This is a genomic window from Tunturiibacter empetritectus (genome assembly GCF_013410875.1).
In the GTDB taxonomy this organism is placed as follows: Bacteria; Acidobacteriota; Terriglobia; order Terriglobales; family Acidobacteriaceae; genus Edaphobacter; species Edaphobacter empetritectus.
Genome location: NZ_JACCCU010000002.1, coordinates 378,058 through 404,198 on the forward strand (window position 1 = coordinate 378,058; position 26,141 = coordinate 404,198).

At 59.1% G+C, this 26,141-nt stretch carries 27 protein-coding genes; 12 read left to right on the plus strand and 15 right to left on the minus strand.

Annotated elements, in window-relative coordinates; translation table 11 throughout:
• Positions 1-38: 38 nt before the first annotated feature.
• The 8 genes from mak to meaB form a co-directional block, all read right to left on the minus strand.
• Entirely contained in the window at positions 39-959 is a 921-nt protein-coding gene (gene mak, locus HDF08_RS13775) for a fructokinase (protein WP_218884703.1), read from the minus strand.
• A 48-nt stretch (positions 960-1,007) separates the two neighbouring features.
• Positions 1,008-2,063 (minus strand): Asd/ArgC dimerization domain-containing protein, encoded by a 1,056-nt coding sequence (locus tag HDF08_RS13780; RefSeq protein ID WP_179639237.1) that lies wholly within the window; start codon positions 2,061-2,063, stop codon positions 1,008-1,010.
• 80 nt (positions 2,064-2,143) lie between these two features.
• A complete protein-coding gene (pssA, locus tag HDF08_RS13785; protein ID WP_257031125.1) occupies positions 2,144-2,983 on the minus strand; it encodes a CDP-diacylglycerol--serine O-phosphatidyltransferase in 840 nt (279 codons plus the stop codon).
• On the minus strand, positions 2,983-3,630 hold the full coding sequence (locus HDF08_RS13790; protein ID WP_179639238.1) for a phosphatidylserine decarboxylase: 648 nt from the start codon (positions 3,628-3,630) through the stop codon (positions 2,983-2,985). Before HDF08_RS13790 ends, pssA begins: the two co-directional genes overlap by 1 nt.
• Before the next feature lie 96 nt (positions 3,631-3,726).
• Complete coding sequence (locus HDF08_RS13795; protein ID WP_218884705.1) at positions 3,727-3,945, minus strand: DUF465 domain-containing protein; 219 nt, start codon at positions 3,943-3,945, stop codon at positions 3,727-3,729.
• A gap of 81 nt (positions 3,946-4,026) precedes the next feature.
• Entirely contained in the window at positions 4,027-4,467 is a 441-nt protein-coding gene (locus HDF08_RS13800) for a GNAT family N-acetyltransferase (protein WP_179639239.1), read from the minus strand.
• A gap of 50 nt (positions 4,468-4,517) precedes the next feature.
• Positions 4,518-5,186, minus strand: coding sequence for a tRNA (adenosine(37)-N6)-threonylcarbamoyltransferase complex dimerization subunit type 1 TsaB (gene tsaB / locus HDF08_RS13805; protein ID WP_179639240.1), 669 nt, complete (start codon positions 5,184-5,186; stop codon positions 4,518-4,520).
• Positions 5,183-6,523 carry a methylmalonyl Co-A mutase-associated GTPase MeaB gene (gene meaB, locus HDF08_RS13810; protein WP_257031126.1) on the minus strand — a complete coding sequence of 447 codons (1,341 nt, stop codon included), beginning with the start codon at positions 6,521-6,523 and terminating at the stop codon, positions 5,183-5,185. The genes tsaB and meaB overlap by 4 nt, the downstream gene beginning before the upstream one ends.
• Positions 6,524-6,697: 174 nt before the next feature.
• On the opposite strand from meaB, the gene HDF08_RS13815 reads away from it, so the two are divergent.
• The 4 genes from HDF08_RS13815 (at position 6,698) to HDF08_RS13830 (ending at position 12,442) form a co-directional block, all read left to right on the plus strand.
• Positions 6,698-8,026 carry an MFS transporter gene (locus HDF08_RS13815; protein ID WP_179639241.1) on the plus strand — a complete coding sequence of 443 codons (1,329 nt, stop codon included), beginning with the start codon at positions 6,698-6,700 and terminating at the stop codon, positions 8,024-8,026.
• Between the two features lie 141 nt (positions 8,027-8,167).
• Entirely contained in the window at positions 8,168-8,956 is a 789-nt protein-coding gene (locus tag HDF08_RS13820) for a FadR/GntR family transcriptional regulator (RefSeq protein WP_179639242.1), read from the plus strand.
• 265 nt (positions 8,957-9,221) lie between these two features.
• Positions 9,222-11,705, plus strand: coding sequence for a methionine--tRNA ligase subunit beta (gene metG / locus HDF08_RS13825; RefSeq protein ID WP_179639243.1), 2,484 nt, complete (start codon positions 9,222-9,224; stop codon positions 11,703-11,705).
• Positions 11,706-11,905: 200 nt separating this feature from the next.
• Complete coding sequence (locus tag HDF08_RS13830) at positions 11,906-12,442, plus strand: PEP-CTERM sorting domain-containing protein (protein ID WP_179639244.1); 537 nt, start codon at positions 11,906-11,908, stop codon at positions 12,440-12,442.
• 142 nt (positions 12,443-12,584) lie between these two features.
• Here the strand turns inward: HDF08_RS13830 and HDF08_RS13835 are convergent, their stop codons facing one another.
• Entirely contained in the window at positions 12,585-13,076 is a 492-nt protein-coding gene (locus HDF08_RS13835; RefSeq protein ID WP_179639245.1) for a cupin domain-containing protein, read from the minus strand.
• 98 nt (positions 13,077-13,174) lie between these two features.
• Here HDF08_RS13835 and HDF08_RS13840 point away from each other — a divergent pair, with 98 nt between their 5' ends.
• The 3 genes from HDF08_RS13840 (at position 13,175) to HDF08_RS13850 (ending at position 15,777) form a co-directional block, all read left to right on the plus strand.
• A complete protein-coding gene (locus HDF08_RS13840) occupies positions 13,175-14,062 on the plus strand; it encodes a TatD family hydrolase (protein ID WP_179639246.1) in 888 nt (295 codons plus the stop codon).
• Between the two features lie 57 nt (positions 14,063-14,119).
• Positions 14,120-14,620, plus strand: a complete 501-nt coding sequence (locus HDF08_RS13845; RefSeq protein WP_158943172.1) for a YajQ family cyclic di-GMP-binding protein — start codon at positions 14,120-14,122, stop codon at positions 14,618-14,620.
• Positions 14,621-14,772: 152 nt separating this feature from the next.
• Positions 14,773-15,777 carry a polyprenyl synthetase family protein gene (locus tag HDF08_RS13850; protein WP_179639247.1) on the plus strand — a complete coding sequence of 335 codons (1,005 nt, stop codon included), beginning with the start codon at positions 14,773-14,775 and terminating at the stop codon, positions 15,775-15,777.
• On the opposite strand, the gene HDF08_RS13855 is transcribed toward HDF08_RS13850, so the two are convergent.
• The gene (locus tag HDF08_RS13855) at positions 15,758-16,384 is read right to left on the minus strand and encodes a serine O-acetyltransferase (protein ID WP_179639248.1); all 627 of its coding nucleotides are present in this window, start codon (positions 16,382-16,384) and stop codon (positions 15,758-15,760) included. The two genes, HDF08_RS13850 and HDF08_RS13855, sit on opposite strands and share 20 nt — an antisense overlap.
• Before the next feature lie 240 nt (positions 16,385-16,624).
• On the opposite strand from HDF08_RS13855, the gene HDF08_RS13860 reads away from it, so the two are divergent.
• Positions 16,625-17,215, plus strand: coding sequence for a hypothetical protein (locus tag HDF08_RS13860; RefSeq protein ID WP_179639249.1), 591 nt, complete (start codon positions 16,625-16,627; stop codon positions 17,213-17,215).
• Positions 17,216-17,342: 127 nt separating this feature from the next.
• Here the strand turns inward: HDF08_RS13860 and HDF08_RS13865 are convergent, their stop codons facing one another.
• The 3 genes from HDF08_RS13865 to HDF08_RS13875 are packed head-to-tail and all read right to left on the minus strand — an operon-like array spanning position 17,343 to position 19,679.
• Positions 17,343-17,480, minus strand: coding sequence for a hypothetical protein (locus tag HDF08_RS13865; RefSeq protein WP_179639250.1), 138 nt, complete (start codon positions 17,478-17,480; stop codon positions 17,343-17,345).
• Between the two features lie 22 nt (positions 17,481-17,502).
• On the minus strand, positions 17,503-17,739 hold the full coding sequence (locus HDF08_RS13870) for an exodeoxyribonuclease VII small subunit (RefSeq protein ID WP_179639251.1): 237 nt from the start codon (positions 17,737-17,739) through the stop codon (positions 17,503-17,505).
• Positions 17,739-19,679: a bifunctional homocysteine S-methyltransferase/methylenetetrahydrofolate reductase gene (locus HDF08_RS13875; protein WP_179639252.1), complete on the minus strand. Its 1,941-nt coding sequence runs from the start codon at positions 19,677-19,679 to the stop codon at positions 17,739-17,741. Before HDF08_RS13875 ends, HDF08_RS13870 begins: the two co-directional genes overlap by 1 nt.
• A 179-nt stretch (positions 19,680-19,858) precedes the next feature.
• Here HDF08_RS13875 and HDF08_RS13880 point away from each other — a divergent pair, with 179 nt between their 5' ends.
• From HDF08_RS13880 to HDF08_RS13895, 4 genes are all read left to right on the plus strand, one after another.
• The gene (locus tag HDF08_RS13880; protein WP_179639253.1) at positions 19,859-21,409 is read left to right on the plus strand and encodes a hypothetical protein; all 1,551 of its coding nucleotides are present in this window, start codon (positions 19,859-19,861) and stop codon (positions 21,407-21,409) included.
• Positions 21,410-21,487: 78 nt separating this feature from the next.
• Positions 21,488-22,219, plus strand: coding sequence for a bacillithiol biosynthesis deacetylase BshB1 (gene bshB1 / locus HDF08_RS13885; protein WP_179639254.1), 732 nt, complete (start codon positions 21,488-21,490; stop codon positions 22,217-22,219).
• A gap of 95 nt (positions 22,220-22,314) precedes the next feature.
• The gene (locus HDF08_RS13890) at positions 22,315-23,256 is read left to right on the plus strand and encodes a ferritin-like domain-containing protein (protein WP_218884707.1); all 942 of its coding nucleotides are present in this window, start codon (positions 22,315-22,317) and stop codon (positions 23,254-23,256) included.
• A gap of 13 nt (positions 23,257-23,269) precedes the next feature.
• On the plus strand, positions 23,270-24,289 hold the full coding sequence (locus HDF08_RS13895) for a ferritin-like domain-containing protein (RefSeq protein WP_179639255.1): 1,020 nt from the start codon (positions 23,270-23,272) through the stop codon (positions 24,287-24,289).
• Positions 24,290-24,375: 86 nt separating this feature from the next.
• On the opposite strand, the gene HDF08_RS13900 is transcribed toward HDF08_RS13895, so the two are convergent.
• Positions 24,376-24,996, minus strand: a complete 621-nt coding sequence (locus HDF08_RS13900; RefSeq protein WP_179639256.1) for a hypothetical protein — start codon at positions 24,994-24,996, stop codon at positions 24,376-24,378.
• A 209-nt stretch (positions 24,997-25,205) separates the two neighbouring features.
• Entirely contained in the window at positions 25,206-26,135 is a 930-nt protein-coding gene (gene lpxD, locus HDF08_RS13905) for a UDP-3-O-(3-hydroxymyristoyl)glucosamine N-acyltransferase (protein ID WP_257031127.1), read from the minus strand.
• Positions 26,136-26,141: the final 6 nt, after the last annotated feature.

Genomic DNA, 26,141 nt, shown 5'->3' on the forward strand with positions numbered 1-26,141 from the left:
CCTTAAGTATCGCATAGCATCTGCTGATCTGCATCTTCTCAAACTCGTTTGTTAGGCCAAAGCCATGCCGCGCCACGAACCCCGCTGGAATCTCCATACTTTGCCTGCACTACGGGGGTTGATGCCTCCCCCCCAAACACATATTTCGGCAGCAATTTAGGTAATGCCGCGTAGATATGCTCAATCCTCGATACACCCCCACCCACCACGATGACATCCGGATCCAGTATGTTGATCACATTGGACAAGCCGCGCGCCAGACGATCCTCAAACCGCTCCACGGTCTCTGCCGCTGCCGGATCGCCTGCAGCGAAGTCGGCAACGATCTCCCGCGTAGTCCGCGCTCTGCCGGTAACGTTTTTATAGTCCAGCGCGATCCCAGTACCCGAGACCCACATCTCCATGCACCCTCTCTTCCCGCAGTAACAAAGCGGTCCAGGAGATTCTTCCGGCTTCGGCCACGGCAGTGGGTTGTGTCCCCATTCGCCTGCAACTCCGTTCGGACCGTCGTGGACGCATCCTTCCAGGGCAACTCCGCCTCCGCACCCAGTCCCCAAAATCACGCCATACACAAAGCGCACCCCCGCAGCGGCACCATCCGTCGCCTCTGACACGGCAAGGCAATTTGCATCGTTAGCGACCCGCACCTCGCGACCCAGCGTAGCGATCAAGTCTCTATGGAATGGCCGGCCATTCAACCACGTTGAATTAGCATTCTTGACCAGCCCTGTAACTCTCGAGATAGTCCCTGGAATTCCGGCTCCCACCGTACCAGTCTTTCCGGTCTCTGCTTCCATCCGGTGAACCAGCGCAACAATCGCTTTGATCGTTGCCTCATAGTCATCTCGAGGCGTATCGACACGATGCCGAGCCAGCTCTATCCCGTGCTCATCGATGGCGAGCGCCTCGATTTTTGTCCCACCAAGATCAATCCCGATGCGCATCCCGATCTCTGCCATTGAGTCCAATCCCTTCACTTGCCGTTCAAAAAAGTGGACGTAACGAACCTACTGCACCTTGCCGCGAGGGCGCAACCTGCGCAACTCCGCACCACACGCAATCGCATTCAACGCCGCTAGCTTCAGGTTGTCCGCAGAAAGCCAAAGCCAGAAGCGTCTTCCCCGCTCGCCTTCACCAGAGTCTCCGCTCACTCGCACCATAATGTCTTCCTGCCCCGCCGCACTCAGATTGCTCGGCGGATCGGATTCCTCACTGATTACGTCGATATGTTCCCCGCCAAGCGCTGCCTCTATCTCTTCCTTTGTCGCTTCTGTCGAAAACTCCACCAGCATCGAAACGACATATCCGTGAAACACCGGTGCCTGAACTAGCTGCAGTGCCAGCTGAGGCAGCAGCGAATCAGCAAGTCCCGCATAGTGTCTTCGAATACGCTCTTCCGTAGCACTCAACTTCACCTTTGCAGCCTCACCCAGCGTGGGTAACAGATTGAATGCCACCTGCGCATCATACTGTTCCCGCGGCAGCGTCTGAAACGAGAGGAGTGTGACCGTCTGCTGGTGTAACTCATCCATAGCGGCACGGCCATACTCCGATGCAGGCTCCATCACGGTCGCAGCGACGCTCTTCAAAGCCAGCTTCGTGTGCAATCTTCCAGCAACCAGGGCAAGCATCACAGCGCCGGGATGGGCCGCAACCAGAGCAGGCGTATTCAAATCCGGCTCCGGACTTGCAAGCGCTGCTGTGTCTGCAAGCACTTCAGTTACCCACGGCGCTCGAACCAGAACATCTTTCTCGCCGTCCAACGCATAGGTCAGGTCAACAATACTCGCCCCGGCTCGCCGCGCCATCTGCCAATGCTTCTTTGTTACTGCTGCATCGCCAGCAAAAAAAACAAAGTCCATGCGTTCGAAAGAAGTAGCTTCGAGCCGCTGTATGAATGCAACCTCATCGCCCGCGGCAGTTACTTGGCCCACGGCCTCTTCTTCGTCAAGCAACACAAAGTCCGATGCTCCCAGCAACGACTCGCCCAACTCTTCGCTCAGCTCCTTACCAGCAAGCGAAGATGCACCGACGATTCCGATTCGATATATTTGCTCCGCCATAATGTCCTAAAACGTCGCCGCGATCTAAGTCCCACACCGCCAGACTATATTCTCTTATCTACCCTTCGCACATTCTCGCATTACACGGCGGAGTGCCGTCGTCGTCTGCCCCATGAATAAGCGAGCCTCGCCACCACGCCCGACACCAGGTAGGCCATCGCGATAATGATTAGCATGTATTGATGAAACAGGACAATCGACGCACCGACCACCGCAATAAGCGCGAACAATCGGTAAGGATGCCGCGCTCCAACTGTGATCTCCTTTGCGCTCCAGAACCGCCAATTGCTCACCATCAAAAAGCTTGTGAACAGCAGCAGACATAGCCAAACTACGGAGATCCACGGATTATCAATCGGCGAACCGCGTTGAAAGTGAATCACCGAGCTAATCACGCCCGCACCCGCTGGGATCGGCATGCCCACAAAATACTTCTTGCCCGGCCGTCCAGGATTACGAGGCTGAGGATTGATGCTGATGTTAAATCTCGCTAAACGGCTGGCACCGCAGATCAAAAAGATAAAGCAGACGAATACTCCGATATGCACTATCTGCTGCCGCGCCTCCGGATGCGCCATCAGAGGCAACATACGGAAACCCCATATATAAGCCAGCAGACTGGGTGCCACGCCAAACGTAATCACATCCGCCAGCGAGTCAAGCTCTTTCCCAAAGTCGCTCGTCGTGTTCGTCATCCGTGCAATGATGCCGTCGAGCCCGTCGAATAAAACGGCAATCCCAAGCGCCAACGCAGCTCGATCAAAGTAACTCTGGTCTGCCACCGACCCCTGAATACTCTGCGTAATTGCGTAGTATCCAGCAGCCATATTGCCCGCTGTAAACAGCGACGGCAGCACATACATCCCGCGGCTGGGTTGACGCCGCATCTTCCCATCGGTCCCGATCTGCGCGTCCTCCATCAAGCCACCACTGTTGCGTTATTTAGTGATTGCTCGGGAAGCACAGCCAGCACGGTCGAGCCGCCCTTCACTCGAGCTCCCGTCTTTACCTTCAGATTCGCAGCAGCAGGCATCAGCACATCAACGCGCGATCCAAATTTAATAAGTCCGATTCTCTGTCCCCGCTCCACCCGGTCGCCGACCTTCAGATTGCAAACGATGCGTCGCGCCAACAGCCCTGCAATCTGTTTGAAACTGACCTCGTATCCACCAGCATCGATTGTGATCAGAGTCTGCTCATTGTTCAGCACCGACTCGGGCTTCATCGCATTCATAAATTCGCCCTTGCGAAACTCGCAGACCTTCACGACTCCGCCGACCGGCGACCGGTTCACATGCACATCAAAGACATTCAGAAAGATGCTGAGCCGTAACCGGCTCCCGCTAATCGTCTCAATCCACTCCGCTTCTGTCACGACGCCGTCGCCAGGAGACACAATCTGGCCTGGAGCCTGCGGAATTGTCCGGTTAGGATCTCGAAAAAACCACAAAAAGAAGATCGCCAGCACCACCGGTAGCGCCACTAGCGCAATCGGCATATTCAGATACCAGAGCGCCGCCGCCACAACCCCAAGCCCTAAGGCATAGAAAAAACCGTCTCGAACCATAAGTGACTCGATTATAAGGCCACGCACACCTCAGACCCGAGCGCAGCCCCACTCTGGCTTACCGCCTCAATCCCAACGAACCGTGCGCTAAAACCCTTAGGATGCTCCCAGACGCCGAAGCCGTTCCATCTCATCCTTCAAACTCAGCTTCAGCTTCTTCAGTCTTACCTCCTCCAACTGCTCCGAGTCGGTGAGAAATAACTTGGACCGCAGCGTATCAAGCCTGCGATCGTAAAGGCTATGTTCTTGCATTAGTTGTTGAATGGAAGGGAACGACGCAGGATGGGGCAGCTCGGTGAACTTGCCAGTTTGCACGTGAGAGTACCTCCAGCAACAAACAACATCGCACTGATGGCCGACACGCTATCACAGCCGAATCGGCACTCGCAATGTGGATTACTCGTCTTCTGCTAACCTCAACCGCATCAGCAAGGCGTCCTCCGTCGGATCTCGATAATAGCCACTGCGCTGCCCGACGACGGCAAATCCCAGCCCTTCATAAAGCGCAACAGCCCCCACCCCTCCAGCCCTCACCTCAAGTTCCATCACAGTAGCTCCATGCTCCCGGCACCAGCCAAGGACGGCCTCGCACAGCGCTCTTCCGACACCCACTCGTCGCGCCGACGCACTTACCGCCACGCTCTCTAGCTCCGCCAGCATGAAAGTCTCTGAAACAAGAACCTTTCCCACAGCAAATCCCAGTAGCCCCGACTCTGCCTCCGCAATGAACAGACATCGTTTCATTGCAGCTTGAGACTCATCTGGACTCACAGTCGCCCCGTACTCCATCTCCGCCCAATGCGGAGCCTCGGGAGTGGCCTTTTCAAGCTGAATCACAGCAGCCAGATCTCCTCTGTTGCCCGCTCGAATCTGACAACCGGCAATGCTCATCGTGCGGCTCGCGCAACAGGCTTGGCAAATATCTCCATATCGATTCGCCTCAGATAATTTGCATCGAGCGTAGCCGCATCCTCGAATCGCCCTAACGCCACCCTCTCCACCGCAAACGGCAGAGCATCCCCCGCCAATGGCTCATCCACTAGCTTCCAGCGTAACTCGGCCAAAGCCTCCGCCACCTTCAACTCACACACCACCACCAGACAACCCGAAGCCGCCACCATCACATCGTGCGCACCCATCAAAACCTCCCGCACGCATCTCCTCCCCACATACTCGCCATAGTAAAACTCCCCGCGACCAGCATCCAGAACCGCATGTACCCTCTGCTCCCCGCCATTGACAGAAGCAGCCAGCAACGCCAGCCGCGACACCGCAATCAGCGGCACCGCTCCTGCCTCGCTCAGCCCCTTAGCCGCACTCACACCCACCCGCACCCCAGTAAAAGATCCCGGCCCATGCACCACAACCACAGCCGTCAGCTCGTTGATTCGCCATTTTTTAGCCGTCATTAGCCGCCGCACTGCCGGGACCAGACGCTCCGATGAACTCCTTCCAGGCAACACCTCCGTCGCTATGGCCGCCTGCGCCTCTTCGGTATCCCCCAACGCAACACTCCCCTCAGCACCCGCCGTATGAATCATCAAAAACCGCATCATGCCCTACCTTCATGTGACTCAATTGCATCTCCGACAATCTCTAAGAGCACCCCCCCGGTGCTGGCGGGATGCACAAAGAAATACCGATGGCCGCCAGCCCCTACCCTCACCGCATCGCTCGCCAACCTGACACCCTGCTTCATCAGCCGCGCAAACATCCCATCAATCCCATCCACATGCACGGCGATATGGTGCAGCCCTTCACCCCGCTTCGCCAAAAATCTCCCAATCGTGGAGTCTGCCTCAGTCGCCTCCAGCAACTCAATCCGGCTTTCGCCCAGCGGCAACATCGCCGTCTTCACCTGTTCGTGCTCTACCGTCTCTTCATGACTTACCACCAGCCCCAGCGCCTCATAAAATCCACGCGCCCCTGCAATACTTTTCACCGCAACACCCAGATGGTCCAGCCGCAAGCCGCCCAAATCGTTCCGGTCGAGCACCCTCGACCCGGCAGCATCCTCGATCCTTACTCTTCGCGCGCCCTTCTCCACAGCACATCGTCTTACCGTCTCCATCAACTCCTCAACACCCTCCCCTGTTGTCGCCACCGTCCGCACAACTGGAGGCACCCACTCGCCGCGTCCCATCGCTAAGCCCTGCATCGCAACAATCTCCTGCTCCACCAGCTCCGCGCCGCCACGGTCGCTCTTGTTCACCACAAACACATCCGCGACCTCCATCACGCCGGCCTTCAGACTCTGCACCTCATCCCCCATCCCCGGGACCAGAACTAGAACCGTAACATCCGCCAGGCCGATCACATCGACCTCATCCTGCCCCACACCCACCGTCTCAATCACAATCGTCTTCCGTCCTGCCGCCCCCATCACCAAGCAAACATTCGCAGCCGCGCGCGCCACCCCACCCATCGCTCCGCGCGAGGCCATACTACGAATAAACACGCCATCATCCCCGGCAAAGCCCTGCATCCGAATCCTGTCTCCCAGCAGCGCTCCACCCGTATAGGGGCTCGACGGATCGACCGCGACCACCCCGACACTTTGCCCCTCCTGACGCAGCCACCTCACCATCTGGTCCACCAGCGTGCTCTTCCCTGCCCCGGGAGGCCCCGTCACGCCCACCCGCAGCGATCCCCCAGCAAACTCGCGGCAGGCCTCCAGCAACTCCGATCCCCCACCATCCTCCACCAGAGATACAGCCCGGGCCAGGGCACGAACGTTCCCCGCCCGCATACGAGCCATCATCTGCGCAATATCACTCCCGTTCATCCTGAAATCTTTAGCCACGTCAGCGATGATATCGTGCTCCTCCCATCCCTGATCCAATCCGGCTTCAGCTCCCACCAGCCAAGTTCGCGTTTGTTTGTGAGCATTCATCCTTCCAACCCTAAACATCGCGATTTGTAATCAAAAATGATCTTTTCCCATCGTCAGAATCCCGCTTGACACCTACTGCCCAACACAGACTATCCTCAACCTCGACACCCTTTGCTCCGAATCGGCCGCAATCGGGGGCCCGTCAGACTTCCATTTACGCTGGAGTTGCAACTAATGTCGATCAACACTGCCAGCCTGCCTGATTCGGGCTTCACCACCGCCGCCCCGGAGAAATCCAACATCCGCTGGCTCGTCTGCGGTCTTCTTTTCCTCGCTACCACCATCAACTACATGGACCGCTCGGTCTTCTCCCTCATCGAGCCCCTCCTCCACCTCGACTTCATGGGCTGGATTCCCGGCCTCGACGCCGCCCATCAAACCACCTACAACCTGAACTTCGGCCGCGTCTTGATCTGCTTTCAGATTGCCTATGGCATCGGTCTCCTCTTCGCCGGCCGAGTCATCGATAAGCTAGGAACCAAAGTCGGTTACACCGTCGCCATCGTGGTCTGGGCATGCGCTTCAATGAGTCACTCCATCGTCTCCAGTGTTGCTGGCTTTTGTGTGGCGCGTGTCTTCCTGGGCCTCGGGGAGGCCGGTAACTTCCCTGCCGCAATCAAAGCCGTCACGGAATGGTTCCCCTCTGAGGAGCGCGCCCTTGCCACCGGCCTTTTCAACTCGGGCACCAACGCTTCCGCCTTCATCGCACCAGTCCTCATCGCTGCCGTCGCCGCCCGTTGGGGATGGCATGCAGCCTTTATCTGCACCGGTTCCATGGGGCTCATCTGGGCGATCCTCTGGCTCATCTTCCCCTATAACAAGCTGCGCCGTGGCACGACCCAGACCCAGGCCAACCTCGCTCCCGTCACCCAGGGCGGCTCCATCTATTCCATCCTCCTTCGCCACCGCGGGTTCTGGGCCTTCTGCATCGCCAAAGGAATGACCGACCCCATCTGGTGGTTCTATCTCTTTTATCTTCCCAAGTTCCTCAACGATAACTACGGCCTCAACCTGAGCCACGTAAAGTATCCCCTCATCGTCATCTACACCGCCGCGAGCATCGGCTCCATCGCCGGGGGGTGGCTCTCCGGCTTCCGGATGAAACGCGGCCACAGCGTCAACTCCGGACGCAAGTTCGCGCTTCTCCTCTGCGCCCTGTGCGTCACTCCCATCATGCTTGTCCCGCATATGCACACGCTCTTCCCCAGCAATGCGTGGCCAGCAATTGGACTCTTTTGTCTGGCAACCGCCGCGCATCAGGGTTGGTCCGCCAACCTCTTCTCCACCCCAACCGATATGTTCCCTTCAACCGGTGTCAGCACCGTCGTCGGCATAGGCGGGGCCACTGGAGCCCTCGGTGGCGCGTGCTTCACTTGGCTTGTCTCTCACTACTTCTCGCTCCACCCCTTGCTGATCTTCATGATGGCAGGTCTCGCCTACGTTACTGCCCTGATGATCTTTCAGCTCCTGGTCCCACGTCTTGGCGGACGGCAGACAGCTTAAACCCAGTCTTCCCATCGCAACCGTAGGCTGAGTCACGCACTGCGTGGCCTGCCCGCGCGCCTTCGGTGATCCGGCGCCAACATAGGCCTCACCACCGTGTTACCCTTCATCAAATCAGGCGCAAAAGGAGTGTTGTTCAGCGTGAAAAAAGAGGTCAAAGAGCAGTTCGACGAGGTCTCCAGCCACAGCCAGCTCACCATGCAGGTCGTCGAACACATTCGCCTGCTCATCATTTCGGGCGAGGTGCGCCCCGGTGACCGCCTCCCGCCTGAACGCGATCTCGCTCGCCAGCTCAAGATCAGCCGCTCCAGTCTGCGCTCCGGCATTGGTTTTCTTGCGGCCATGGGAGTCCTCAAAAGCCGCCACGGGGCCGGCACCTTCGTCGCGTCCGGTCCTCCCTCGTTCGACTCTAGCTCCTTCTCCGTGCTCGGTGCGCTGCATGGATTTCTTCCTGGGCAGATGTTTGAAGCCCGCACCGTCATTGAGTCAAATCTGGCCGCTCTCGCTGCGGAGCGCGCCACCGAAGAGCAGATTACGGAGCTTGCGGAAGAGGTTGCCGAGATGTATGCCGCGCTCGACGATCCTCATGAGTACCTGATTCACGATGTTCGCTTTCATCGCGCCATTGCACGGGCTGCGGCCAACCCCATCCTGGCTGCGGTGATGGAGACGATCATCGCCAATCTCTATGAGCGGCGCAGCAAGACGATCCAGAATGCGGTTGATTTGAAGGAATCCTCCGAGATGCACCGCGAGATCTATCGCGCCATTCGGTCGCATCATCCTGCGCAGGCCCGGCGCGCGATGGAGCAGCACCTTGAGCTGGCCCGGATCGCCGAGGAGTCGGAGGCCGAGGTTGCCGCGCCGGTCGTTGAGGTCGCAGGGGAGGTCCCGCCGCCTCCCGAGGATGAGGCTCACCTGAGCCGGTAGCTTTTGCACTTGTTTATTTGGCGTGGTGGGAGGCGTTTTTGCAGGGGTTTTTGGCGAAAAACCGTGTTTTGATCGTGGTTTTTTGCTGGTGTAGGTGTGGTGGCTTGCGTGGTAGACGTGGTGTTTTAGCAGTCACTTTTTCGGTTGCGAAAAATACGCCAACTTTTTGAGATTTATTTTTGAGGCCGGGCTGCCCCAGCCCGCCTTCGACCGCTCCGTCGCGGGAAGAGGCGGGTTGCCACCCTGCTAAACTGGGCTCTGCCCCATGCCTGAGCAAAAGTTCTATCTCACGACCCCTATCTACTATGTCAACGCACGCCCGCACATCGGCCATGCGTACTCGACCATTGCGGCCGACGTCATCGCGCGTCGCCACCGCCTGTTGGGCGACGATACCTTCTTCCTGACCGGGACCGACGAGCATGGCCAGAAGGTGGAGCGGTCCGCCGCTGCCGCCGGCATTCCGCCGCAGCAGTTCGCCGACGAGGTCTCGGCCTCCTTTCGCGCCCTCTGGGATCGCATGGGCATCACCTACGACGACTACATCCGCACCACGGAGCCGCGCCACATTTCAGCGGTCCAGAAGCTCTTTCAGCTCCTGCTTGATCGCGACAAGATCTACCTCAGCAGCTACACCGGCCAGTACTCCATCGGCGAGGAGATGTTCGTTGATGGCCCTCCCGGCACCATCGGCCCTGACGGCAAGCCTACCGAGACTGTCACCGAAGAGAACTACTTCTTCCGCCTCTCGGAGTATCAGCTTCCCCTCATCGACCTGATCGAGAGCGGCCCGAACGGAGAGCTAGCCCAGCTCAACATCCAGCCTGAATCCAGCCGCAACGAAGTGCTAAATTTTGTATGCGGAAACCTCGCGGCAGCCGCCGGAATACATGATGTGACTAACCAACCACGAACCAAGTGGGGAATCAGTCAACTTGAGATCGACATGGGCAGAGAAAAAGGAGTACTCAAATTCTCGAGCACAGGACGCCCTTATGTTCCGGGCGCTCTCAAAGACCTTTCGATCTCGCGCACCAGCTTCAAGTGGGGCATCCCTGTGCCAGGCAATGAGAGGCATGTCATCTATGTGTGGCTCGACGCGCTGGCGAATTACATAACGGCCATCGGCTACGGCTCGGACGACCCAGCGTTGCAGGAGAAGTTCAACCGTTACTGGCCCGCCGACCTCCATCTCGTGGGCAAGGAGATCACGCGCTTCCACTGCGTCTACTGGCCTGCGTTCCTGCTCGCCGCCGAAATCGCCACGCCGAAGTCAGTCGTCGCCAATGGCTGGCTCCTCTTCGATGACAGCAAGATGTCCAAGTCCAAGGGCAACGTCGTCCGCACCGAGACCATCCTCGACGCCTTCGGCACCGAAGTTTACAAGAAGCAGTTTCCCGACAGTACGAAGAAGGAACAAGATCTCTTCGCCGCCGATGTGCTCCGCTACTTCCTTCTGCGTGAGATTCCGTTTGGGCAAGATGGCAGCTTCAGCTTCGACGCCATGATCACTCGCTACAACGCCGATCTTGCCAACGGCTACGGAAATCTGGTCAGCCGCACTTTAGCTATGATTACGAACTTCTGTGACGCAGCTATTCCGAATGCTGCGGACACCCCTGTTTTTGGAGATTTGGTAGTCGACTGGGAGAGTAATACAGGGAAAGCTGTACACAGCTCATCCGTAATTGAAAGGTACGCACATCTAGCGCAGAAAATCGTTGACGAAAAATTGAAGCTGTTTCAATTTTCAGGCGATAGACAAGGAACGCTGGAAGACTCGATTCAAAGCTGGGGTGCCCTCGACTCAATATGGTCTTTAATCACTCATACTGATTTGTTTCTTACTCAACATGCTCCCTGGAAGCTTGCATCGAAGGGTATGGAAACAAACCGATCTCAAGTTGAGGCAATTCTCTACACCGCCGCTCAATCGATACGAGTAATCACAGGGCTTGTGTACCCGTTCATTCCTTATGCCACCACGAAAGTCTGGGCGCAGCTTGGGCTTGACGACATCGAAGGAGCCGCGCGAAAAGGCGAACTGAAGAATCTTGAATGGGGCGGCCTGAAACCGGGCACAAAGCTAGGCCCACTGGCACCCATCTTTCCTCGAGCAGATAAAGGACTCGCGCAGATCATGATTGATATGGAAAACCCAAACGCACCGAAGCCAGAACAGCCCACGCCCTCGCGCTTCATCGACGAGACGACAACGCATACGGCTCCCGTTCCGACCGACCCCACGCATCCCGGTGCGCCCCCACGTACGTCGGGCTTTGCTGATGTCGCGCCCGGCACCACCGTGGCAGGCAGCCTCGCGATCAGCACGGAGCGCACCGGCACGCCCTCGCACAGCGAAGCCCCTGCCTCGGGTATCTTCGCCAACTCGGCAGCTCACTCCAACATCCCCGACACGCCGCAGATCGCCATCGACGACTTTGTGAAGATCGATCTTCGCGTGGCGCAGATCGTCGTGGCCGAGCGCATCCCCAAGGCCGATAAGCTGCTTCGGCTGGAGGTCGATCTTGGCTATGAGAAGCGCCAGATTCTCTCCGGCATCGCCGAGTGGTATACGCCGGAGGAACTGATTGGTAAGAAGATCGTCGTCATCGCAAATCTTGCTCCTCGCAAGATGCGCGGCCTGGAGTCGCACGGGATGCTGCTGGCTGCTTCGCATGGCGAAGACGGTAAGCCTGTGCTGGCGACGTTTGGCGAAGAGATCGCGTTGGGCTCTCGGCTGAAATAGTCGCAGAATCTGTCCTGCCGGACGGGCCCACTACGCGTGGAGCGGTCACTTCGTGACTTGTATACCGCTTCGCTTGGCGCTCCTGCTGGTCGCCGACGACCTTTCGTTTGCTGCCGTGCGAATCTGCTTGACACCTGCTTTGCGCGGACGCATGCTGGTGGCGTAAATTCGGCCACTTCCACAGAAGGAAGCTCGTACCCATGCGAAAGCTTGTCTTCCCACTTGTTCTGCTTGCCTCTGCCTTCGTTCAGCCCTTAACCGCCCGCGCCGACGCTATCGACGACTTTGTCCTTACCGGCAACGGCCTCGACATCACCTTCTCTCTGCCAGCCTCGCCGCCAGGCAATGAGATGACCTGTCCCCCCTTCAGCCCCTCCTGCCTGCCGGGATCTGAGACTGCCTTCTACCTCTCTACTCTAGTCACTACGAATGGCGTGACCAGCGTGGAAAGCCTTTCCTTCCCGACGTTTCGGTTTAATGGGGGCTTGAGTCTTGGGTCGAATCCTGGACGATTGTTCGGACCGCAGCTCTTCCTCCCGGACGCCTCCAATCCTACTTTTCTGACAGGAACCTTTGATCTGGATGCGTTCCCCCCAAAGGGCGGCGTGGACGATTACACGCTGACGATTACGCCGGAGACGACTGCGACGACGCCTGAACCCTCGACCCTGGCTCTGTTCGGAACAGGTATCGTCGGCCTGATCGAGTTTGCGCGTACCCGGAAGAGACGCGTTTGAGGACAAGATTGCGCTGGCTCTCGACTGAAGTAGTCGCAGAACCTGTCCTGCCGGACGGGCCCACTACGCGTGGAGCGGTCACTTCGTGACCTGTATACCGCTTCGCGTGATGCTCCCGTTGGTCGCTGGATAGATCTCCCGCTTAGACGATCGCCTTCTGCACGCCGATGGCGACGACGAAGTAGTTTGCCATCACGTCGCCGACGTTCTTCAGACTGTGCAGCACGCCCGATGCGGTGAAGATGACGCCGCCGGGTTCGACGATACCGGTCTTGCCGTCGCTGGTGGCTTCGAGTCTTCCTTCGCGAATGAGCAGGAACTCGGAGTGGGTGTGGCGGTGCGGGGGGTGCGGCATCTGGCCCGGTGGCAGGGCAGTTTCGTGGACTTCGACGAACTCGCCCGTGGCCAGCCGCCCCTGGATGACCGCACGGCTTTGGCCGCCGTTCGCCGAGGCGTGGACGGGCAGCTTGTCCAAGGCGAAGATCTCGGAGTGCGCCAGCACCGGCTCTGCCGCGTTGGGGCTGCTGGCCGGAGCTTCCAGAGAGGCGTTGCTTTGGCCTTCCGCCACGACACCGCCCATCGCCGCAAAGGCCGAGAGGGCGACACAAAGATCACGCCGGGTTAGATTTTCCATGCCGACATACTACGCGGTCCGAACTATACCCGTCATCCGCTTCTTTGGGCGTGCCGACGGTCTCGTTGGATCGCAGGTGATGCGATACCCTGAAAGAGATGGCTCTGATCGACTCCCACGCCCACCTTGACTTCTACAACGAGACTCCGACGGAGCGCGATGAGGTGCTGCGGCGCGCCTACGCTGCAGGGGTCCATACCGTACTTGCGATCGGCATCGGCGATGGTCCGGCGACGATGCATCAGGCGCTTGAGATTGCGAGTTCGAACGGGGGGGATGGGCTTCGGCAGGGCTATCCCCAGATCTATCCACAGATTTATGCCAGCGCGGGGATTCATCCGCAGGAGGCGGCGCATGCTACTTCGGAGGCGCTCGACAAGCTGGCTGCCCTGGGTGCTCAGGAGCGGTGCATCGCTGTTGGTGAGATCGGGCTCGACTACTATCACTTTGATAATCCTGATATTGACACGCAAAAGGAGGCTTTTATCGCCCAGATGCGGGTGGCGGCGGAGCTGCGCAAGCCGATCCTGATCCACTGCCGGACGAGCGAGCTGGCGACTCCGCAGGCCAAGGAGAAGTATGGCAGGGCCGATGCCTGGGAGGATCTGCTGGCGCTGATCGGCGAGCATTGGACCGGGCCGGGATACGGGCATGGGTTGGGGGGGATTATGCACTGCTTTTCGGGGACGGTCGATCAGGCGGAACGGTCGCTGGCCGCGGGTTTTCATCTTTCGTTCGCGGGAAACCTGACCTACCCGAAGGCGCAGGGAATTCGCGATGCGGCTGTGGTTGCTCCGGCCGACCGGATTCTGGTGGAGACGGATGCGCCGTTTCTTGCGCCGATCCCGCTGCGTGGCCAGCGCAACGAACCTGCCCTGGTAGTCCATACCGCGGCAGCCCTGGCGGAGCTTCGCGGCATCTCACAAGAGGAGTTGGCTGCGGTGACGACGGCGAACTTCAAAAATCTCTTTCCCACGACGCGCTAAACTGTCGAGCGCTGACATAATAGATAGCGACCAAGTTACAGACGAAGGAATATAGCCATGGCATCCGATAACAGCTTTGACGTAGTGAGCAAGGTAGAGCTTCAGGAAGTGAAGAACGCGATCGATCAGGCCTCGAAGGAGGTTCATGCGCGGTTCGACCTCAAGGATTCGAAGTCGAAGATCGAGCTTGAGGGGACGGACACGATTCAGCTCGCCTCGCAGGATGAGTACAAGCTGCAGGCGGTGACGGAGATTCTGTCGCAGAAGCTGGTGAAGCGCGGCGTGTCGCTGAAGAACCTGGAGTTCGAGAAGATTGAGCCGGCAGCAAACTCGAGCGTACGGCAGAAGATCAAGCTGGTGCAGGGGATTCCGTCGGAGAAGGCGAAGATCATCGTTGCGGCGATCAAAGACTCTAAGAAGAAGGCGCAGGCGAGCATTCAGGGCGACACCGTGCGGGTGGTGAGCAAGGACCGGGATGTTCTGCAGGAGGTGATGGCGCTGTTGAAGGGCAAAGATATCGGCGTCGAGCTGCAGTTCACCAACTTCCGCTCCAACTGACTTGGAATCTAACCTGGGATGTGAATCCGCTGGGCGGCGAGGACTGGTTCGCCGCTGCGTCTCGCCAGTGGAGTTGCCACTATCAAAATTCTGAGTTACTTTTTCGAGCCGGACCTGAAGCCAAATCCACATCCTGATACTCTGACTAGTAAGTGAGCACGCTCTCCATCGCGACCGCAGCCGAGGTGTTCGACCTCCTCCGTGACGATCTAGCCGCCATTGAGCAGGAGTTCTCCCGTCAATCCACCTCCGACGTCGAGGTTGTCACCGACATTGCGCGGTACCTTATCGCGGGTGGTGGCAAGCGTATTCGGCCGCTGCTGCTGCTGCTCTCGGCTAAGGCTCTGGGCTGCACCAGCGAGAGCCGCATACGGCTGGGCGCGGTCGTCGAGATGCTTCACACCGCGACCCTAGTTCACGACGACATCATCGACGAGGCCGACACACGCCGTGGGCGACCCTCTTCGAACACCACCTGGGGCAATGCGAAATGCGTTCTCGCGGGCGACTGGCTCTACATGCAGTCCTTCTCGGCGGCCCTCGAGGAGCGGAACTTTCGCGTCCTTGAGCTGCTGATCTCGCTCACCCAGCAGATGGTCGAGGGCGAGCTGCTGCAGATTGAAAAGCTAGGTCACCTGATCAACGAAGAGGAGTACTTCGATCTCATCTTCCGTAAGACGGCTTGCCTCTTCAAGGTTTCGATGCAGCTTGGTGCGGCGATTACGCCGGGTCACGGCTTCGGCGATCCGGAGGAGCTTGAGGCTCAGCTGGGGGAGTACGGCCGCAACCTGGGCCTCGCCTTCCAGATCGTCGACGACGTCCTCGACCTGACCGCCGCGGAAGATGTCCTCGGCAAGCCCGTCGCCTCGGACCTGCGCGAAGGCAAAGCCACACTCGCCGTCATCCACGCGCTCGAGCGCGGCACCGGGGCCGACCGCGAGGCTATCCGAACAGTGCTCGCCGACCGCAGCTTCGCCCGCGTCTCCCACCCGCAGATCCTTGAGATTCTGCAGCGCCACGGCTCACTCGACTACGCCATGGACACCGCCTGCGCCTATGCCGAAGCCGCCCGCCTCACCATCGCCGACCTGCCCGACTCAGAAGCCAAGCGCGCCTTGCTGTGGGTTCCTGGCTTCGTCACCAGCCGCGACCGCTAAGCATCGGCTCGCCTGACTCATCCATCGTTTGATTGACGTAGCCCCCTGAACCCTTATCGGACACCACCTTGCCCGGGTTTCCTAACACAACTGCATTCGGCGGAACGTCGAAGTTGACGTACGCTCCAGGCGCGATGAGCGCCTCGCGTCCAATGGTCACATTGCCGACGATGATCGCGTTCGTCCCTACCCAGACACGGTCTTCCAACGTAGGCGCTCCTGTGCGCGGCCCCCGGCTGGCTGCGCCGATCGTGACGCCCGGCGCGATATTGATATTGTCTCCCAGGACCGCGTCAGGACTAATCACAACGCCACCAAAGTGGCCCAGATAGAATCCACTGCCAATGCTTGTCGTCGGAGAGATGTCAAAGCCGTATTTGAAGCGGTAACGATTCAGCAGAATCCGGTTCCAGGCATAGGCAAATATCGCAAGGGACCGCCTTCTCTTACGGTAAAAGGCTACCTTGCGAAGGTAATAGGTGTAGCGAAAGCCCGGATCATGAAGATAGGCAGCGAGGAAGGAGCGCCTGTCTGCTTTGCCACGATAGCGGTAGAGATCTGCGCGCAAAGTCTGCAGCAACGCGGGGTCCAATTCGTTTGCCTCCATTCCCAGCTTATATGGCTAAGATCGTTCGAAGAGAACCCTGCGACTATCTCCTGCGCTAATGTACGGCAAGCCGCGATTCAAGCATAGAGGTTTTCCGAATGTCGAGCAAGACCCCACTCCGAAGCCAAGCGCGCCCTGCTGTGGGTCCCCGGCTTCGTCACCAGCCGCGACCAGTAGAGTCGCTATCAAAACAAACGCAATTCGATTGACACGCAGAAGACTGGACGTCAGAATCGCGCCATGCTTCCTTTGCTCATCCTGATGATGCTCTTTGCATTCCTCGCAATGGGGGCGTTTGTATTTGTCCTGTGCGCGACAGCACCCCCGCTGCGCAAGTACAGCCTAAGCGCTGCTCTATGGTGTGCAACGTTGGGGCCGTGTTCGGTGGTATGGACAGTTGGAGCCGGTCTCGCGCTTGTGGCAAGTGGGATACTGATGCAGGCAACGCAAACGCGAAGCATCCACTTGCCGGAGTTGCCGAAGGGGATCGGAACAGGGTATATCGTGTTCGGATTGATCGGGTCTCTTTTCACAGCCACAGTTGTTGCCTGGGTTCATCAAAAGGCCATACGCCAAATGACTTTTGCGCTCTTTCGCATCTATGCAGGACGTGTTGCAGGCGGAATCGGCACTGTTTGGGGCTGGTGCCTGGGATTCTGGCTCCTTCTCAACACTCAAGTTCACTACCGATTCGCACTATGGGGCTTGGCGATGGCGGCGTTATGTGCAGGTTTTGGCTACTCAGGGTTTCACTGGGCAAGATGGCTGAGAAGCAAATCACCAACGACACCCGGATTAGTCTCTCAGGCAGAATTCGAAGGATTAGGCTGACAATGCCTGCCCTCCAACCTTCTCCTCAGACTTTTAGTTCTCAACCGCAGGGCTACCTCGGCTTCATTTAGAAACACAATTTACCGTGTTTATTTTTGGTCCGGCAACAATCGTCACAGTTGGCAAATTAACTGGCTTTCGTCTTACTCGCGGGCTGTTGTTTCCCCTCCGCGATCTTCCATTCGAGCATCTTCTTCTCCGCGGCGATACCCTCTCTTCCGCGTTCCACGAGCCGATCTGCCAGCTTGTCGATATCTCGTTTCATATGGAAATCCTACTCCTCGTCTTCACACTGCTTTAGCATCTTTCTCTTCATCCAGATCTACGACCCGCATTGCATTTCTGCCCTGCTCGACGAGCACCTGGATTCTGCCCTCTGCGGCCTCCAGCTCCTTCTTGCAGGCGTTCGAGAGCTTCAGGCCCTCCTCGAACAGATGCACCGAGTCGTCGAGCGAGAGGTCTCCTCGCTCCAGCTTTTCGACTACACTCTCCAACGCTGTTAACTGCTCTTCAAAGTTTGCCATTATGCAACCTCAACCGCGGCTAGACCGAGCACGTCGGCTGCGACGCCGTATCGTCCGAAGGGCGCACTGACCTGAACGCCCTGCACCATGGGCTTCGCCTCGGCGAGCATCTCCTGCGCGATCTTGACGCCCTCGAGCCTGCCTGCCTCGGGCGTTAACGCCTTCGCCATCCGCGCCATGATCTCATCCGGCATGCTGACGCGCAGATCGTTCTTCATAAACTCCGCGTTGCGCAGGCTGGTCAACGGCCAGATGCCTGCGATTACCGGGATGCGGAAGCTTTCGATTCTGCGCAGAAACTCTTCGAGTACGCGCAGGTCGAAGACCGGCTGGGTGATGGCGTACTCCGCACCGGCCTCTACCTTGAAAGCAAATCTGCGGACCTCCTGATCCATATCCTGCACGCCGGGGTTCGCTGCTACCGCGATGGAGAAGCCGGTGGACTCGCCAATCGAGTTGTTGCCGATGTCGAGTCCGTAGTTCAGGTTCTTCACTACATTCACCAGGCCGATTGCATCGACATCGAAGACCGCGGTCGCATTAGGATAGTTGCCCAGCTTCGGCGGATCGCCGGTGAGGCAGAGAATATTCTTCAGCCCGATCGAGGACGCGCCCAGCAGATCACTCTGAATGCTCAGCACATTGCGGTCGCGGCAGGTGTAGTGCAGAATCGTCTCGATGCCGACGTGCTGCTGGATCTGTACGCACAGGCTCTGCGCGCTCATCCTTGCGCTGGCCCGGGGCGAGTCGGGCACGTTGATCGCATCGACGCCCAGCCGGTGCATCTGCATCGCTCCGTCCAGCTCCTTGCTGCAGTCAATGCCCTTTGGGGGCACGATCTCGACCATCGTGACAAAGTCGCCCGCCGCTACCATCGAGCCGATCTTCGACCGTTCGGCCAGCGGTGGCGGCGCAACTTTGCTCTCCTTGATGGTGGTGGCGTTGCCGGTTGCGTCGCGCTGCATCACCTCGACGCCGCTCTCCATCGCGTCGAGCGCACGCAGTGAACTCTTCATGGCCCGGGTGTAGCTTGGCGTGGTTCCGCAGCATCCGCCAACGATGCTCGCGCCCGCCTTCACCAGCTTGCGGGTGAAGCTGGCCATGTATTCAGGCGAGGTGAGATAGATCGTGCGCCCCTCGACGGCCCGTGGAATTCCCGCATTCGGCATTGCTGCCAGCGGCAGCGTGGTAAGGGGCCGCATGCGCTCAATTACACTCAATACGGTCGCCGGCCCTGCGCTGCAGTTGCATCCCACCGCATCGGCGCCCCACTCGGTCAGTTTGATGGCGGCGGTCTCGGCCGAGGCCCCATCCAGGCAGTTGCCGTCTTCATCGACAGTCATCATCACCACGACGCGAACGCCGGGAGCGACGCGACGCGCTGCCAGGATCGCCTGCTCCGCCTCGGTCAGCGAGGTCATCGTCTCCACAATCAGCAGGTCTACGCCCACGCCAGGCCCGCCTTCGACCATCGCACGGATCTGCTCGGCAAAGGCATCCTGCGCCTCCTCGAGGCCAACCTTGCCCAGCGGCTCCAGCCTTACGCCCAGCGGGCCAATGGAGCCCGCCACAAACGCCTCGCAGGCCTGCTTCTCCCGGATCTGGTTGACGCACTCCCGCGCCAGCTTGACGCCAGCTACGTTGATCGCGCGCACTTGATCCTGCAGCCCGTGCTGTCCCAGGCGAAACCGGTTGCCGCCAAAGGTGTTGGTCTCGACGACCTCGGCCCCCGCCTGGAGGTATTCGTTGTGGATCTCGCGCACGAGGTCCGGCTGCGAGAGGTTCAGCTCGTCGTAACAGCGGTTGATGAAGACGCCGCGCGCGTAGAGCATCGTGCCCATGGCTCCGTCGCACAGTACTGTTGCGCCGTCAAACAACCGGCCGGCCGCAGCATAGCCTGCAACAGACGCCAACTCCGCACTCCGTACCTCATCCGCCATAGCCGTCTCCAATGTGTTCCTACCATCTTAAGCCACGCGGCGGACCCGCTCCAAACCAATAAAATGCAAGCCTTTGCGGATTGCTCCCAAACCATGGTCTGGCGCGTCTTTTGTTATACTCGGCAGATAGCCGCGGCCGCCAGATTATGCCTCAGCGCTCAGGTTGGAGTTAGTTACCGTTGACGAATCGAAGTCTCTTTACCCAGTCTCTCCGTGCCCAGATCTTCTGCGGCCTGCTGATCGCCGCCTTCACGCTGGGACTCACAGCCTGCGGCCCGTACTACTACAAATTCCCCCAGTATCCCTTCGCCAACCGCCCGATTCCACCCAGTAAGCTTGCCCAACGCGTGATGATTGGCGTGACGGCCAACGGCGGCACCAGCGGCAGCTTACAGATCGTCGATGCGAAGCGCGATCTGCGCAACAACGTAGAGAACACGAAGCCCTCGTTCTCCATCAGCGGATACTCGTCCGGCTATCCCAATCTCATTCTCAACTTCCCCTCTGAGATCGCCGGTTACGTCTACTCGAATACGCTGGGCGACGTTCAGATCATCAACTACGGCACCGAGTCCGCCAGCAGTAATGCGGGCAGCTTCCCCGGCTCCACGAGCATCGCTGTTCCTCCGACCTTCGGCCACGTGTATGCCGCCCAGGAGAACGCTGGCTTGCTTGGGATCATCGACAAGATCACCGGAGGGACTTACGAGCTCAACCTGCCGAATGTCTACCGGGTGGTCGTCAACCAGGGCGACACGGTCATCCTGGCGATGGTCCGCAACTCCAACTCGGTGTACCGCGTCATCAAGCTGAACGCCAATCAGTACCTCACCTCGACCGCTGCCATTGCCGCAATCGGTGCGGTGGACTGCCAGCCCTTCAACCTTCCCATCTACTGCGTTATCCCGGTAAATGTCGGAGGCAACACGACCGCCTTCGACCGGCCTGCCGGAGCCTACTTCTCCCTTGACGGCAACACGGTCTACGTTCTCAACTGCGGCGCTGAGTGCGGTGGAACCACTTCCAGCATCACCTACCTCCTGCCGGGCGCGCTTCAGGTCAACAGCTACACCAACAGCACTGTGCCGGCACAGCAGAACCCCAACGCCTTCTCCTCCAATCTCCCGGTCCCAGGCGGGGTCACGACGGCAGTCTCTGATGGGAATAATCTTTACGTCGCCGGTCAGCAGCGGCAGCCGGACGGGCTCTTTGCCGGCAATCTGTCCATCATCAGCCTCGCGACCAACGCCGTCACCAGCACGGTCTCCATCTCCGACGGCTCTCACAACAAGATCCTCTTCGCTGACGACAACACTCTGTGGATCGGCTCCCAGCTCTGTGCCACTGGAGAGCGCGCAGCCCGTGCAGCCCAGCAGATCGCAGCCGGCCAGGCCACCGACCAGAGCGCGAACTACAACTGTCTCACGCGCGTGGTTCTGCCGTCGGGTTCCACCGCGGCCAGCGCCTCCATCGTTCCTGCAGTCACGCAGAGTGCAACGTCGCCCGTCGTCGTCCCTTACCCGAACACGAACCAGAACCAGTATTACTATGGCGACTTGACTGGCCTCTGCTGGGTTCAGGGCTTCCACAAGGTTTACACCGCCTACGGGGGGCAGGTGCATGCCTTCAATACAACAGACGGCTCCGAGATCAACAACGCCAACATTACCGTTCAGGGCACCGCGCTCGATGTTGCCTACCTGGACGCCGTGACCGACGCAGCCAACTAATGCAGGCTCAGACACAGGGTTCAGGTCAAAGGAAGACTCTGTCCTGCGCCTGAGCTCTGAGTTTTGTTTCTGAGCCCTATGTCCTCGCCCGCACAACTCGACATCCTGGCCATTGCAGCCCATCGCGACGACGTCGAACAGACCTGCGGCGGCACTCTGATGGCCATGCACGCCCGCGGCTGGACGACGGGGATCCTCGATCTCACCCAGGGCGAGTCCGGCACCCGCGGCACCGCCGCCGATCGCGAGTCTGAGGCCAACGCTGCCGCGCGCATCCTCAACGTCGCTCATCGTGAGGCGCTCGACCTTCCCGATGGCAACGTCGAGAACACCCTGGTCAATCGTCTCAAGCTGGCAGCCGTCCTGCGCCGCCTGCGCCCCCGCGTTGTAATCCTTCCCTACTGGCAGGGCCGCCATCCCGACCACTACACCACAGCCACGCTAGGCTACGAGGCCTGCTTCGTCAGCGGCCTCGCTAAGGTCGTAACGCCCGGCGAACTCCACCCGCCACATCGGCCGTACAAGATCCTCTATGCAAGCCTCTATGCCGACGTGCGTCCCACATTCGTCGTCGACATCACACCGTTTGCCGAGCAGCGCCTACAGTCTCTGCTGGCCTACCACTCGCAGTACGGCGCGCAGCCTGAAGGCAGTGGCCTCTTCGTCCCCGAAGAGGAGATCCGCGAGCGAACTTTCGCCACAGCGCGCCACTACGGTTTGCTGGCCGGAGTCCGCTACGCCGAGCCCTTTATTCAGAAGGAAGTATGTCTTGTTGATGACATCATGATTCTTCCAGTCCAATCAATCTAACCGCGAATGTTATTATCTCCGCAATCCGTTTCAGGGCACATTTCGTCATCACAACGAAGGTGCAGCTAGGAACGGGCACTCAGGAGAGGTCCATCGTGGAAAAAAAGCTTAATGATTTAGTAGATAAGGCTCTATCCCGCCGGAAGTTTTTGGCGGGAGCAGGGACGGCCGCTGCCGGCGCAATGATGATCGGTTGCAACAACAGCACACCAGCACCAACCACTACACCAACCCCGACACCAACCCCGCTCGACATCCCCGACAATGACATTCTGAACTTCGCCCTCAACCTGGAGTATCTTGAGGCCGAGTTCTACCTCTATGCCGCGACTGGCTCCGGTCTCTCCACCGCCGATGCACTCAGTGGGGCGGGCACCACGATCGTTCCCCCCGGCATCAAGGCAGTGCCATGGACTAGTCCGATCTTCGCCCAGTACGCGGCCGAGATCGCCCAGGATGAGCTAAATCACGTTCGCTTCCTCCAGGCAGCCATCACCGGAAACAAGGGGACCCCAGTTTCCCGCCCTGCCCTCGACCTCACCTTCTTCGGTCCGCTGGCTGTCGCAGCCAAGATCACCGCGACTCCCACCTTCAATCCCTTCGACGGCAATAACGACTTCCTTATCGGAGCCTTTGTCTTTGAAGACGTCGGCGTTACGGCCTACAGTGGCGCTGCTCCTCTGCTGGCCAACAACAATATCCTGAACGCTGCTGCCGGCATCCAGGCAGTCGAAGCCTACCACGCCGCCGAGATTCGCACTCTGATCACTGCCGTAGATGGCGCAGCCGGAAATCAGACCTACACCACCATTGCCAACCAGGTATCCGCTCTCCGCGCCACACTCGGCGGAGGTAATGAGACTGCCCTCAGCGTCAGCAGCATCGTCGCTGCCGATCCCACCAACGCCATCGCCTTCCACCGCACAACCGATCAGGTTCTGCACATTGTGTACGGCGCGGCGGGCGGAGCAGGCCTCTCCAAGGGCGGCTTCTTCCCCAATGGACTCAACGGCTCGATCTCAGTAACAGCTTCCTAAGGACGGAGACATCATGGCAACTTTAGAGACACAGCAGCTCGATGAAATTATCGTCAGCACCCGGCGAAAGATGCTCACCAAGGGAGGCGCCGCGCTGGCCGCTCTTGCCTTCGGAGCAGCCGCAACCCCTAAAAAAGCAGAGGCCCAGTCGGCTGCCATCGGCGACTCGGACATCCTCAACTTCGCTCTCAACCTGGAGTATCTCGAGGCGCAGTTCTACAACCTCGCGGTCTACGGAGTAACCATCGACAAACTGTCGACGCCGATTCCCATCAGCGTCAACGGCACCACCGGCGGCACGGTCGCGCTAAGCCCGACCTTCGCCAAGGTTCCATTCTCACTATCCTACGTACAGGCCTATGCCACGGAGACCGCAACGGAAGAAGGTAAGCACGTCCTCTTCCTCCAGAGCGCGCTCAGCACCAAGGCCGTCTCGATGCCCAACATCGATCTGTTCACTTCTTTCAACACCCTTGCCGCGGCAGCGATGATCGGTCCAAGCTTCGACCCCTTCGCAAGCGACGCCAACTTCCTGATCGGCGCTTATATCTTCGAGGATGTGGGAGTCTCCGCCTATCATGGAGCGGCTCCTCTGATTAGCGACAAGGTCAACATCCTCCCGGCAGCGGTTGGTATTCACGCGGTCGAGGCCTATCACGCCGGTCTCATCCGCACTACCATCAACGGTCTCGATGGCGGCGGTGGAACCGGTCCGCTCAGCACGCTGACGCAGATGATCTCGGCAGCTCGTTCTTCGCTGGCGAATCCGGATCCCACCAAACCGATCACCACTCCGTTTGTCACCTTCACAGGCTCAGCGGCAGACGACATCGGAGTCTCCACAACCCAGGTCGCGCTCAACACCTCCACGGCGAACATCACTGCCTCAACCATCGTTGATTGCGATCAGAACTCCCTGGGCTGGGCTCGCTCCACCTCCCAGATCCTCGCAATCGTCACCGGCACCAAACCGACCGACACGGTCCATCAGGGAGTCTTCTTCCCCAATGGCCTTAACGGTCTCATCGCATAGCTCGTACTCTGAAACCAACAAAAGAGCCGCGGCCCTCCAAGCTGCGGCTCTTTTTGTCCTGTTCAAAGACCTTCTTCAAGATCAGTTCAAACAATCACTCGCACTCGCAGCCGTTCTCTCACAAACTCCACCACCTCATCCGTCACATAGACCGGCGGCAGTATCGGCAGCACCGGCGTTCCCTCTACCAGCTTCAGCGAAACACCCTTCCACTCGGGCCTTCCGAGTACGCCTTCCGGCACCAGCACCGCATCGGCGCGATCCAGAAAGTACTTCGCAGAATCTTTGAAGTCCGCCGTCTCCGGATCGAGCACGCTTAGATAAAGATCGGGCCGCAGAAACCGCAGGATGCTGTTCGACTCGATCACCACATTCTCCGCGCGCTCCATCTCCTTACGAATGCGCGGCATCGCCTCGGACAGATCGCCTGCCCGAGTCCTCACCCAGAATGACCGCACCGCACCCGCCGCCAGATAGCGTCCCGAATCTGTCGTGGCATCTCCCCCCGGGCGCTCCTCACTGACTGCAACTGTGTGTTCGGCGGTCTCGCAGTCACAGGGCTCACCATTGGCTGAACACATTCCATGCCCGAACTGCGTGATCTTGAAGGCAGTCCAATGCATCTCGGGCATCGCTTCGATCAGCCCTGCTACCACGCTGGTCTTTCCAATGTTTCTTGTATGTCCGCCAACCACTACAGTCGCCATTATTCACCGCGCTTCTGCTGATTTTAGTCCTGCCGGACGGGCGCCCTGCGCGGGCAGCGGGCGTTCGCACGCCTTTTTAGAGCTTTGCGTGGTCCTCCCGTTGGTCGGAATCAATCTTCCTTCGCGACCAACGGGAGCGCCAACCGAAGGGGTATATACGCCACGAAGTGGCCGCGCTCCGCGCAGGAGGCCCGTCCGGCAGGACAGCTTCAACGCCGCTTCAACCGCGCAAGATCCCGCAGATACTCCTTCAAAGGTCGCGCCGGGCGCCCCCAGAACACCTCGCCCGGCCCACGCATCTTCTTCCCACTCAGCACCCCCGCTCCGCCGCCAAGAATCACGCCGGCCCCTACCGTGGCATGCTCCCCAATCCCCACCTGCCCACCCAGAATCGCGCCATCCTCCACTACACTCGAGCCCGAGATCCCCGTCTGCGCCGCGATAATGACGTTCTTCCCAATCACGCAGTTATGTCCGATATGCACGAGGTTGTCGATCTTCGTCCCGCGCCCGATCCTCGTCTCCCCAAGCGCACCACGATCGATCGTCGTATTCGCGCCAATCTCGACATCGTCCTCCACCACCAGCCGCCCCTGCTGCGGAAAGATCAGATACTCTCCCGTCTCCGCGCTCCGCACATAACCAAAGCCGGTAGATCCAAGCACAGCACCCGCCTGTACCACCACGCGATCCCCCAACACGGTCCCCGCATAGATCGTCACGCGCGCACCAATCTCGCATTCACTTCCAATCACCGCACCATCGCCCAGCACAGCACCCGGCCCAACCGCCGTTCCTACGCCAATCGCCACGCCCTGCCCCACCACAGCCGAAGCATGCACACCTGTCTGAACTCCGTTGACGCTCAACCTTCGCGCCACCTGCGCAAACGCATATTTCGCATCCGCCACCCACAACACCCTGGGATCCGGCGACCGATAGGGCGGCAGCTCCGCCGACTCCAACTTCCTGCTCGCCAGGATCACACCAGCCTTCGATTGCAGCGCCCGGCCCAACGCATCGGCTTCAACCGCAAACACAACCGAGCTCTCGTCAGCATCCTCGATGCTCGAGACCGCCGTAATCTCAACCTCCAGCAGCGGCGCGCTCACACCAACCCAGTCTGCGATCTTGCTCATCGTTGT